Source organism: Actinomadura terrae (assembly GCF_022751215.1).
In the GTDB taxonomy this organism is placed as follows: Bacteria; Actinomycetota; Actinomycetes; order Streptosporangiales; family Streptosporangiaceae; genus Spirillospora; species Spirillospora terrae.
In genome coordinates, this window is the sequence record NZ_JAICDG010000004.1 from 174,875 (window position 1) to 185,665 (window position 10,791).

A 10,791-nucleotide genomic window follows, 5' to 3' on the forward strand; every position below is an offset into this window, starting at 1 on the left:
CTAGGAATCCGTGATCTCTTCGTGGTTTTTTCTACGCCGAATATAGCTGGCGATCACGCCCGTAATTGCGGCGGACGATAACACCACGCCGGCCACGGCGATGATCCCCTCCGGGCCGATCGAGAGGAGGACGGCGGTGGTCGCCGCTCCGATGGAAACGACTGAACCGACCACCGCAGGCACCGTCTGCGAGTGGGGGGCCTGGGGACTTCCGTCGAGTCGCTCGTTAGCCATACACCTTCACTCCTACGACTACGGCACTTAAAAGGATCATGCCGGCCACCCCGTTGGCGATGAAGATCCAACCCATCTTGAGCCAGCCCCACTCCTTTATCTTAGCTCCACTTTCGTAGGCGACCAGGCGGAGCAGGAAGGGGAAGGCACTACAACCGAGCACGATGGCGACGAGGCAGAACGCCACCTGGGTCACCGGTAGCGGCAGTTTCTTGGACGAGGCCACGACGAGGGTGGTGGCAAGGGCCAACCCGGCCGCAATTGTCCAATCTGTCCAGAACAGCCCATCTTCCCTGGTCAGGCCGTGCTTCTTGCCGGGAAGCTCGGTCCGGCTGATCCCCTTCAGAATGATCTGAAGCACCGCCGTCGCCAGCGTTATTGCCACAGTGATGAGAAGTTCTCGCAAAGTACCGCCGCCCCTTGCCTTGAAGCCGGATGTGGCCACTGATCCTTCTCAGGAGCTATCCGAGAGTAAACACCTAAACACGCATTCTTGATCATTTTAAGGGCGTCTCGGAAGTTCGGCCGACTGAGGTCATGGCCTGGCAAAAGTCACCGTGTGTGCACAGATACGTGGACCTGTCGCGCATGGACGGCGCCGGACTTCACAGGCCCCGCTACCGATCAATGGCCGCGGCGGCGCGGATTAGCGACGGCGCCGCCGCGACCATGGAAATTGGCGATCTCCAGCCGACTTCCAGGCGACTCCGTACCCAAAGGACGCGACAAGATGCTCCATCAACCGCAATTCACAATAAAGCGGGCGGCGTCATGGTCGAGGAGCATGATCCTTCGCGGGCCGCCCCAGGGGCCGGGGCGGCCGCCCGCGACGTCATCGGACGTACCGGCTCGCCTTCGTCGCGGTGTTGACGAGGTACTCCAGCGGCCCGCGCCGGAAGCACCGGGACCACAGGAACGCCGGGACCGTCACCGCGAGCATGAAGCCGAGCATGATGTGCGGCGGCCATACCGGCAGGTCATCGGTGCCCAGGGGCAGCAGGACGACGATGTGGGCGACATAGGCGGTCAGCGACATCGAGCCGACCGCGAGCAGCGGGACGGCCAGGCGGCGCAGCCGGTCGACGGCGGCCAGGGAGGCGGCCACCACCAGCAGGGACGTGCCGGTACCGGCGAAGATCGAGAGCGTGGCCTCGCCGTGCGGCGCGGCGGTCAGCAGCCAGGCGGCCTCGTCGGACGGGTCGCCGTCGACGTCCGACCACCAGGCGGACGGCGCCTCAAGCGCGTCCATGCGGCCCGGGAAGAGGTGGAAGGCCAGCCACGATCCGCCGTACGCGAGCGCCGCGAGGGCTCCGCCGAGCGCCGCGACGCGGGCGTGGACGGCCTTCGAGGCGAGATCGAGGCGGCCGAGGGCCATCCCCGCGAGCAGGAACGGCATGTAGGTCAGCGCCGGGTAGTTGCCGGTGAACAGGAGATCGACGAGCTTTCCGCCGCCCATGTGGACGAGCGGTCCGCCGCCGCTGGTGAAGTCGTCCAGGATGTCCCGCAGCAGGTACGAGAGTTGCGGGCCGACCAGCGCCCACACGATCGCGATCAGGGCCAGCGTCCGGGCGCGGAGGCGGATCAGAGGCAGCGCGAGCAGGAAGAACACGCCGTAATAGGCGAGGACGACGTCCACCGGGGTTCCGGTCCTGGTGAGCGCGGTGCCGAGCACCAGCAGGATCACGGCGCGGATGACGACCTTCGCCGCGGCCTGCCTGCCGGACCGGCCGGTCTTCGGCGTCGTGCGACCGCCGATGATGACCAGCGTCACCCCGCCGAGCAGGGCGAACAGGGCCATGGATCTGCCGTGCGTCAACTCGGCGAGCACACCGGACGGCCCTCCTTCGGCCGGATCGGGGCCGACGTGCGCCACGTACATCCCGAAGACCGCCAGGCATCGGGCCAGGTCGAGCCCCAGGAAACGGCCCGTCGCGGGGACGTCCCGCCGGACCGCCGGGGCGTCCTGGCCTGCCGCCGGGGCGGCGCCGTGCTTGGTCGAGGGAGCCTGCTGTGTCATGTACTCGAATGTCGCGGTCCAGCGCGCCCGGCCGCATCCGCCGCCTGTCCGAAAATACCCGGCCGGTCGACCGTACCGACCCCCCGTCCGGCGGGGGTTCGCGGCCATCGGCCGGACCGCCGACGCCGGGGCGTGGTAGTAATCGAAACGTGATCCGCGTGCTTGTGGTTGACGACGAGGCACTGATCCGCAGCGGCTTCACGCACATCCTCAACGCCGCCGACGGCATCGAGACGGTCGGGGCGGTCGCGGGCGGCGAGGCGCTGCGCGCCGTCCGGGAACTGCGTCCCGACATCGTGCTCCTCGATATCCGGATGCCGGACGTCGACGGGCTGACCGTGCTCGCCGACATCCGCCGGCTGTCCGATCCGCCCGTGGTGGCCATGCTCACCACCTTCGACACCGACGAGTTCGTGGCGGGCGCGCTGCGGTCCGGGGCGGCCGGGTTCGTGCTGAAGGACACCGACCCCGAGCACCTCGCCTACCTGGTGCGCACGCTCGCCGCGGGCGGGGTCGCGCTGTCCTCGAAGGTCACCCGCACGGTCGTGGACGGCTATCTGGACGCCGGGTCGCAGGCGCCGGCCGTCAGCGCCGTGGCGCGGCTGACCGACCGGGAGCGGGACGTGCTCGTGCTGGTCGCCCAGGGGTTGTCGAACGCCGAGATCGGCGCCCGCGTGCACCTGAGCACCTCGACCGTGAAGGACCACGTCAGCGCGATCCTCGCCAAGCTGGAGGTCGGCGGCCGCGTCCAGGCCGCACTGCTGGCCGACCGGGCCGGCCTGCTCGCCCCGCGCGACGGGGCCGACACGTGAGAAGACCGCGGATCCCGCGGCCCGAGCACCGCGAGATCCACCGTCACCTGACGACGGCGGGGCTCGTCGCGATATCGCTGCTGGACGCGTGGTTCCAGGGCGGCTTCGGCACGCGGTTCGACATCACGTGCGTCGCGCTCACCTCGGGCGGCCTGCTGCTGCGCCGCCGCGCGCCGCTGCCGGTGTTCGTCCTGACCGTGCCGAGCGTGCTGACCTCGTCGGCCGTGGCCGGGTCGCTGATCGCCATGTACTCGCTCGCGGCGCGGACGCGCAGCCGGCCGCTGCTGGCGGTGTGCGCGGCGGTGTTCACCGGCTGCTACATCCTGCCGTGGCCGACGCCCAAGATCGGCCCCATCGTGTCCGTCTCGGACGTGCCGGACCTGGCGTACGGGCTGGGGCTGGCCGCCGCCCCCATCCTGTTCGGCCAGCTCGTCCAGGCGCGCCGCGACCTCGCCGCCCGGCTGGCCGAGATCACCGAGGTACGCGAGCACGAGCAGTTCCTCGCCGCGCAGAGCGTCCTCGCCAAGGAGCGCGCCCAGCTCGCCCGCGAGATGCACGACGTCGTCTCCCACCAGGTCAGCCTGATCGCGGTACGGGCCGGAGCGCTCCAGGTCAGCACGGGCGACCCGGACGCCAAGGAGGCCGCGACCACGATCCGGCGGCTGAGCGTGCAGACGCTGGACGAGCTGCGGCACATGGTGAGCGTGCTGCGCGCGCCGGGCAGCCCGCCCACGGAGCTGACGCCCCAGCCGACCCTCGCCCAGCTCCAGACGCTCGTCGCGGGCTGCGGCATCCAGGCCGACCTGCACGTCGACCTGGACGGCGAGCTCCCGGCCCCGGTCCAGCGGGCCATCTACCGGACGGTGCAGGAGGCGCTGACCAACGCCCGCAAGCACGCCCCCGGCTCCAGCACCCGGGTCGAGGTCCGCCACCGGGACGGGACGGTGCGCACCACCGTCACCAACACCGCGCCCACCAGGCCCGCCCTCCCCCTTCCCAGCGCGCACCAAGGGCTGATCGGCCTGCGGCAGCGCGCCGAGATTTTAGGCGGCGCCTTGGAGGCGGGCCCCACCCCCGACCACGGCTACCACCTCAGCCTCGACATCCCCATCGCTCCCGGCTGATCGTCACGGGGTCGGCGAGACCGAGCTCGCGTTGTCGAGCAGGAGCCGCGGCCCGCCCGCGCCGGACGCCGGGACGGCCCACGTCTGGTTCGTGCCGTCGCTGAGCTGGAGCGTGTAGCCGACGGTGTGGTCGTCCAGCCAGACGGGCTGGTCGTCGACGCTGCGGGGCTCGGCGAGCGGCGTCCGCTTCGCTGTGGCGAGGTCGAGTGTCGACAGCCGCCAGCCCCGTTTCGGGTTGCCGCCGATGGCGGACTTGAAGGCCAGGCGGGTGCCGTCCGGCGACAGGGACGGGCACTCGACGTTGGGCGCGAGCGTCCGGACCGTCCGGGCCGCGAAGTCGCCCTGGACGAGGTGGCGCACGCCGCCCGTGGACAGCGTCGCGTAGAACCGGTTGTCGTCGGCGGCGAACGTGATGCCCCAGAAGTTGACGTCCCGGTTCCGGTAGGGGGCACCGTCCTTGATGATCGCGAACTCCTCCAGGGATTGGACGAGGCGCCCGGTGCGCATGTCGAGGATGCCCGCCCGCGTGGAGAACCCCGTGGTCGCGTAGCTGTGACCGTCGATGAAGAGCGTCCAGGCGACCATCCGCCCGGACGCCGACACCCGCAGCCGGTTGGGGAACCCGGTGAGCGGGACGCGGCGCCGCTGCCGCAGCCCGGCGTCCATCACGACCAGCGCGCCCGCGCTCAGCGCCCCGACCGGGCGCAGGCAGGCGACCGTCCCGGCGGCGGCGTAGGCGCGGTCGCACCCCACCGAGGTCACCCGCCGCGATCCCGGCGTGGACGTATAGGACAGCCGGCCGTTGGTGAGGAACTGCAATCGCCGTCCGTCGGCGGAGGTCCGGCTCTCGGCGGGCGCGGGCTTCGCGCCGTGCGACACCGTGTACGCGACGGCCACGGCGGCGAGCAGCACGGTCGAGAGCGTCAGAACGACGATGCGGGAGCGCGCGTTCAAGAGACGGCCCTTTCTGACGGACGGAGAACGGCGAAGGTCCCGGCGAGGGCGATGACGCTGACGGCCGCGGCGGCCAGCAGCGCCGGACGCGTGCCCCACACCTGCCACGCCGCCCCGAACAGCACCGACGAGAACAGGTAGGCCAGCGCCTGCCCGCTCTGCACCAGCGCGATCCCGGTCGTCCGGAGGCCGGCCGGGAGCAGCGGCCCGACGAGCGCCATCAGGCCGCCGTCGGTCGCGGCGTAGAACGTCCCGTGCAGGACGACGGTCGCGCCGACGAGCCAGAGCCCGCCGCCGGACGCGAAGCCGAGCAGCAGGTAGGTCGCGGTGAGCGCCAGGTAGCCGCCGAGCACGACCGGCAGCCGTCCGGCGCGGTCGGCGAGCATCCCGGCGGGCGCGGCGAGCAGCAGGTAGACGCCGCTGGTGGCGACCGCGAGCAGCGGGAACCAGCCGAGCGCGAGGTCCGCGCGCTCGGCGACCAGGAGGTAGGTGAAGCCGTCCCCGATCGTGGCCAGCCCGAGCAGGAACGAGGCGGGCACCAGCCGCCGGGCGGCGGGCCCGCGCAGCAGCTCCCGCCAGCGCAGCGCCTCGCGCGGCGGTTTCGGCCCGGGCGTGTCGCGGACGAACAGCACGAGCACCATGACGCCGAGCAGCGCGACGCAGAAGCTCGTCATGATGACCGAGTCATAGGACCCGGGGGCGGCGGCGAGGACGGCGAGCGCGACGAGCGGACCGGCGAACGCCCCGGCGGCGTCCATCGCCCGGTGGACGCCGAACGCGCGGCCGAGCCGGTCGGGCGGGGTGCAGAGCGTGATGAGGGCGTCCCGGGGCGCGGTGCGCAGGCCCTTGCCCGCGCGGTCCGCGGTGAGGGCGAGGCCGATCCCCACGCCGGAGCCCGCGGCGGCGAGCAGCCCGAGCTTCGCGGCGGCGGACGCGCCGTACCCGAGCAGCGCCACCGGCTTGCGCCGGTCGACGAGGTCGGCCGCGTACCCGCCCACCAGGCGGAGCAGGACGGTCGCCCCGGTGTAGAGCCCGTCGATCGCGCCGTAGGCCGCCGGGCTGAACTGGAGACCGATCACCAGGTAGAGGGGCAGGATCGCGGTGACCATCTCGGCGGAGACGTCCGTGATCAGGCTGACCGCGCCGAGGGCGACCACGTTCGCGGCGACCGGGCCCGCGCCATGGCGTCCCTCGGCCGGACGGGTGAGGGTGGAAAGGTACACGCCGGCTCCTTGGGCGGGCCCGGCGCGCCCCCGCCGCGCCGGAACCCTGGATGTCAGTGACAGTTGGTGGTGCCGCTGTCGGAGTAGGTCTTTCCGGACTGCGGGACGAACTGCCAGTCGTAGCTTCCGGCGTGCAGCGTCAGTTTGAGGACGCCGTAGGTGTCGCTGTTGCGGGCCTGGCTGTTCGGCTGGATGGTGCCGAACGAGTAGTGGCTCGCCCCGCCCATTCCGGCGACGAACTCGCGGATGCCGCGCGCGGAGTCGGCGGCGCCGCTCGGGTTCATCGGCGCGAACCGCTCGTACTGGTGGTTGTGGCCGGTGACGATGACGTCGGCGTTGTTGTCGTAGAGCGCCTGCACCAGCGGGGCGACCGCGGTGTCGGGGGCGTGGTTGGCGCCGGACGTCCAGCGCGGGTGGTGCCAGTAGGCGATCGTGCACGGCTTGGGGTTGGCGGCGAGGTCGGCCCGCAGCCACCGCTCCTGCGCGCCGCCCGCCGCGCAGCCGCCGCTGATCGACCCGCAGTTGGAGTTGAGCGCGACGACGTGCCAGTTGGTGCCGAGGTCGTAGGAGTAGTAGCCCTTGGACGGGTCGCCCGCGGCGGCGCCGAAGTACCCGTAGTAGCCGGTGGCGCCGGGCGTGTTGTAGTCGTGGTTGCCGGGCGAGGGCTTGGTGCGCGCCTTGTGCCGTCCCCACGTGGGGTTGTAGTAGGTGTTGAACTCGCTGGTCGTGCCGCTGTCGTAGACGTTGTCGCCGGCGGTGAAGACCGTCCCGCTGATGGTGTCGAGCAGCGCCGCCGTCGCGGTGTCGCCGCTGCCGGAGTTGCTGATGTCGCCGGCGCCGACGAGGACCGGGTCGGCCGCCGCCGAGGCCGCGCCGCCGGGCAGCGTGAACGCCGCGATGGCGGTGGCGCCGAGGACGCCCGTGAGGACCGCGACCGCGCTTCTGCTGGGTCTCATGTCTACTCCTTTGCGGGGAATTGGGCACTCCGGACCGTAATTTCGCCATTACACGTCTGGGGGGTGCTTTGGCGAGCGGACGCCATCCATCGGATGAATGACGGCGGATTATAAAGATCCGTAAAAAGTGGGAGTCAGCGATTGGGCCGCCCTCGCCGTTACATAAGACCCGAACCGGAAATTCTAAAAGCATCATTCCCGGGAGGCTTTTCCGGTTGCGGAATGAACCATTTCCGCGGCTTCCCGCCGCGCGGGCGAGCGCGACCCGCCTCAGCTGTTGTCAGTGTCAACACTTGGATTCGCGAAAGTGTCTCACCGGGGAGACAGTGATCGGATCGGCCGCCCCAGCGGACGCCGAGGATGTGCGACGATCCCCTCAGGTCACCGAGAACCGATCGGCAGGTCGGCGAACCGGGCGGCGGCGCCCAGGGAGGAGGTCACGACAACATGGCGAATTCGCAGGTCAACGCCATGATTGACGGCTCTTCCCAGGACGCCGTCATCGGACGCGGCGCGCGGCGTCCGCGCCGTCCCGCCAAGCCGGTCCGGCACACGGACGACCGCGCGCAGGGCCGCGATACGCCGATCCCAGCCCGGCACGCAGTCGCCCCCCGGCATCGACGGACGGCCCCGCAAGCCCGGCGCCACGGCCGGACGGCACCGATCCCGATCACCGTCTCCACCACGGAAAACAGGGCCGCGGACTCCGCCCCGGCCGCGGCCGCGCCGCCCTGGGAGTACTCAACTGTTGACAACCACAACACAGGGTCCACATACTCAAAACGCTCCTAATAGGCACATCACGCCCACATGGGCGACCCGGCCGCCGAGTGAATGGAGAGCACGAGTGCAGAAGGTCTACTGCCTGTACAAGCTGAAGCCCGGAGTGACGGCCGAGGAGTACGTCGAGTGGTCCAGGACCGTCGACCAGGCGATCACCCGGCAGCAGCCCTGCGTGCACCGGTTCCGCGTGCTCCAGCTCGGCGGCTCGCGCGGCGGCGCGTCCCCGTGGGACATCGTCGAGGACATCGAGGTCGAGTCGTGGGAGGCCTGGGAGCAGTGCCTGACCACGCCGGAGATGGCCGAGGTCGTGGCCGGTTTCCGCAGGATGGCCGACCGGGAGTCGGCCGTCACCGTGTTCGGCAGCGAGATCGAATAGCGAGGGTGGGACATGGTAGCCGTGACTGACGACGCGGGGTCCGCCGCCGACCGGGCCGCGCCGCGCGCGCCCCGGCTGGCGGTCGGGGCGCCGAGCACCCCGGACATGCTGGTGCCGTTCGCCCAGAGCGCGGAGCGCCTCGGGTTCACCGGGATCTGGACGCAGGACTCGCTGAGCGCCGACAACTTCTCGCTCGACGGCCTGCACGTGCTGTCGTACCTGGCGGCGGCCACCGAGCGGCTGCGGCTCGGCATCGGCGTGCTGTACTCCGGGCGGCGGAACCCGGCCGTCCAGGCCCGCGAGCTGGCCACCATCGACCAGCTCTCCCGCGGCCGGCTCACGGTCGGGCTCGGCGTCGGCCTCGACTACCACCGGCCGACCCTCGCCGCGCTGGGCATCCAGACCGATCGGCCGGTCCGCCGGCTGATCGAGGGCATCGACGTGATGCGGGCCCTGTGGAGCCAGGACGAGGCCGCCTACGACGGCGAGCTGTACTCGTTCTCGGGCATCCGGTCGCAACCGGACCCGGTCCAGCAGCCCGGCCCGCCCATCTGGATCGGCGCCCGGGCCGAGCCGGCGCTGCGGCGCGCCGTCCGCATCGCCGACGGGTGGACCGGCGCCGGGCCCGCCGCGACCGACGACTTCCTGAAGCAGCTGGCGATCGTCCAGCAGGCGCTGGACGAGGAGGGGCGCGACCCGGCGACCTTCACGATCTCCAAGAGCGTGTACATCGCGGTCGAGGACTCCGAGGACGTCGCCCGGCAGCGCCTGATCCCCGAGTTCGAGAAGGCGTACGGCGGGAACCCGGTCTACAACGCGGCCGACATGACCGAGCGGGTCGCCGTCTTCGGCACGGTCGACCACTGCGCGCAGCGGTTGGGCGAGCTGTTCGACGCCGGGGCGGACGAGCTGATCCTCTACCCGATGTACGACCGGCTGGCCCAGCTGGAGGCGATCGGCGAGCTGGTCCCCGCCCTGACCGGGGCACCCCGCCCATGACGGCCGAGGCGGCATGGACGATCTGACCGAGGCGCAGATCGAACGGTTCCGCGGGGACATCGACCGGTCGAGGACGGCGGGCGCCTACGCGCCGGGCCGCTGGTCGGTGGCTCCGGGGAACCGCGACCCGGCGGTGACCGGCACGCTGCCCGAAAGCGTCCGGTTGCGCGACATGTCGATCCGCGCGATCGAGTCGATGCCCGGCGTGGTGGTGACCCGCGAGGCGAAGACCGCGTTCCTGCGCCTGCTGGCCCGCTCGGGCGTGCCGGAGATCGTGACCTCGGGGCCGGGCTCCGACCCCGATGCGCTCCGGGCCGACCTGGCGGTGATCAGGCAGGAGCAGCCGGAGTGCACGGTGACCTGCCCGTTCGTGTCCACCCTGGACGGCGTCGACCTCGCGCGGGACATCGGGTTCGACGCCGTGCAGGTGTCCGTGCCCGGTTTCGGCCCGGCGACCGGGATCTACGACCCGCTTCGTCCCGCGTCCAGGGAGGACGTCGTCGGACGGGCGATCGCGGTGGTGGAGCACGCGCGCGCCCAGGGGCTACGGGTCACCGCGGCGTTCACGATGGTGTCCTACCTGAGCGAGGAGGCGCTCGCCGAGACCGCGTCGGCCATGGCCCGCGCGGGCGCCGACGAGATCGCCCTGTTCGACGGGCCGGGCGCGGTCGGGCCCGAGGCGTTCGGACGGCTCGTCCACGCGACCGGGTCCGCCGCGCCGGACCTGGAGGTCGGCGTCCACCCGCACAACACCTTCGGACTCGGGGTCGCGTGCGCGGTGGCCGCGGCGCGGGCCGGCGCGTCCGTGGTGGAGTCGTCGGTGAACGGGTACTGCGGCGGACCGGGCAACGCCGACCTCGCCGCGACCGCGGCCGCCTTCGAGGCGCTGTACGGGGTGCGCACGGGCCTCCGGCTCGACCTGCTGACCGAACTGGCGCGGGCGGGCGCGGAGCTGACCGGCCACCTGCCGGCGCCGAACCAGCCGATCACCGGCCGGGACGCGTTCTGCTGGGGCGGCGGCGACTGGGTCACCGTGGAGCACGAGGTCGATCCGCTGCTGCACAACTGCGTCGAGCCCGCCCTGTTCGGCAACCGGCGGCGGGTGCCGCTGACCCCGCAGAGCGGCCCGCGGACGACCGCGGCGACCCTGCGCCGTCTCGGCATCGACGCGGACCCGGCGCTGGTGCCCGCCGTCCTGGAGCGGTGCCGCGCGGAACTCGACGCGCTGGGACGGCTGCTCACCGACCAGGAGATCCGCGCCATCGCCCGCTCGGTCCTCCCGACCTGACCCAGCGCCGAGCTGGCCGCCAGGG

The 10,791-nt window shown here is 71.7% G+C and carries 11 protein-coding genes; 5 read left to right on the forward strand and 6 right to left on the reverse strand.

What is annotated here, in order from left to right; translation table 11 throughout:
* The 3 genes from K2F47_RS25450 to K2F47_RS25460 form a co-directional block, all read right to left on the reverse strand.
* Positions 1 to 234 (reverse strand): hypothetical protein, encoded by a 234-nt coding sequence (locus tag K2F47_RS25450; RefSeq protein ID WP_242907752.1) that lies wholly within the window; start codon positions 232 to 234, stop codon positions 1 to 3.
* Positions 227 to 679: a hypothetical protein gene (locus K2F47_RS25455; protein WP_242907753.1), complete on the reverse strand. Its 453-nt coding sequence runs from the start codon at positions 677 to 679 to the stop codon at positions 227 to 229. The genes K2F47_RS25450 and K2F47_RS25455 overlap by 8 nt, the downstream gene beginning before the upstream one ends.
* Before the next feature lie 387 nt (positions 680 to 1,066).
* Positions 1,067 to 2,251: a DUF418 domain-containing protein gene (locus K2F47_RS25460; protein WP_242907754.1), complete on the reverse strand. Its 1,185-nt coding sequence runs from the start codon at positions 2,249 to 2,251 to the stop codon at positions 1,067 to 1,069.
* Between the two features lie 149 nt (positions 2,252 to 2,400).
* Between K2F47_RS25460 and K2F47_RS25465 the strand changes: the two genes are divergently transcribed.
* Together K2F47_RS25465 and K2F47_RS25470 are read left to right on the forward strand one after the other, a co-directional pair.
* Positions 2,401 to 3,063, forward strand: coding sequence for a response regulator (locus tag K2F47_RS25465; protein ID WP_242907755.1), 663 nt, complete (start codon positions 2,401 to 2,403; stop codon positions 3,061 to 3,063).
* On the forward strand, positions 3,060 to 4,187 hold the full coding sequence (locus K2F47_RS25470) for a sensor histidine kinase (RefSeq protein ID WP_242907756.1): 1,128 nt from the start codon (positions 3,060 to 3,062) through the stop codon (positions 4,185 to 4,187). Before K2F47_RS25465 ends, K2F47_RS25470 begins: the two co-directional genes overlap by 4 nt.
* Positions 4,188 to 4,190: 3 nt before the next feature.
* Here the strand turns inward: K2F47_RS25470 and K2F47_RS25475 are convergent, their stop codons facing one another.
* The 3 genes from K2F47_RS25475 to K2F47_RS25485 are packed head-to-tail and all read right to left on the reverse strand — an operon-like array spanning position 4,191 to position 7,320.
* The gene (locus K2F47_RS25475) at positions 4,191 to 5,141 is read right to left on the reverse strand and encodes a beta-propeller domain-containing protein (RefSeq protein WP_242907757.1); all 951 of its coding nucleotides are present in this window, start codon (positions 5,139 to 5,141) and stop codon (positions 4,191 to 4,193) included.
* Positions 5,138 to 6,364: an MFS transporter gene (locus K2F47_RS25480; protein WP_242907758.1), complete on the reverse strand. Its 1,227-nt coding sequence runs from the start codon at positions 6,362 to 6,364 to the stop codon at positions 5,138 to 5,140. Before K2F47_RS25480 ends, K2F47_RS25475 begins: the two co-directional genes overlap by 4 nt.
* A 53-nt stretch (positions 6,365 to 6,417) precedes the next feature.
* Positions 6,418 to 7,320 (reverse strand): metallophosphoesterase family protein, encoded by a 903-nt coding sequence (locus K2F47_RS25485; RefSeq protein WP_242907759.1) that lies wholly within the window; start codon positions 7,318 to 7,320, stop codon positions 6,418 to 6,420.
* Positions 7,321 to 8,167: 847 nt separating this feature from the next.
* Here K2F47_RS25485 and K2F47_RS25490 point away from each other — a divergent pair.
* Genes K2F47_RS25490 through K2F47_RS25500 form a run of 3 tightly spaced genes read left to right on the forward strand, consistent with a single transcriptional unit; the run spans position 8,168 to position 10,766 of the window.
* The gene (locus tag K2F47_RS25490) at positions 8,168 to 8,479 is read left to right on the forward strand and encodes a RedY/HapK family protein (RefSeq protein WP_242907760.1); all 312 of its coding nucleotides are present in this window, start codon (positions 8,168 to 8,170) and stop codon (positions 8,477 to 8,479) included.
* A 21-nt stretch (positions 8,480 to 8,500) separates the two neighbouring features.
* Positions 8,501 to 9,478 (forward strand): LLM class flavin-dependent oxidoreductase, encoded by a 978-nt coding sequence (locus K2F47_RS25495; protein WP_242907761.1) that lies wholly within the window; start codon positions 8,501 to 8,503, stop codon positions 9,476 to 9,478.
* Between the two features lie 13 nt (positions 9,479 to 9,491).
* Positions 9,492 to 10,766, forward strand: a complete 1,275-nt coding sequence (locus K2F47_RS25500) for a hydroxymethylglutaryl-CoA lyase-like TIM-barrel protein (protein WP_242907762.1) — start codon at positions 9,492 to 9,494, stop codon at positions 10,764 to 10,766.
* Positions 10,767 to 10,791: the final 25 nt, after the last annotated feature.

Bases quoted from the DNA above. Each gene is read 5' to 3' on its own strand.
- K2F47_RS25485 (WP_242907759.1), bottom strand. From the start codon at position 7,320: ATGAGACCCAGCAGAAGCGCGGTCGCGGTCCTCACGGGCGTCCTCGGC.
- K2F47_RS25500 (WP_242907762.1), top strand. From the start codon at position 9,492: ATGGACGATCTGACCGAGGCGCAGATCGAACGGTTCCGCGGGGACATC.
- K2F47_RS25460 (WP_242907754.1), bottom strand. From the start codon at position 2,251: ATGACACAGCAGGCTCCCTCGACCAAGCACGGCGCCGCCCCGGCGGCA.
- K2F47_RS25450 (WP_242907752.1), bottom strand. From the start codon at position 234: ATGGCTAACGAGCGACTCGACGGAAGTCCCCAGGCCCCCCACTCGCAG.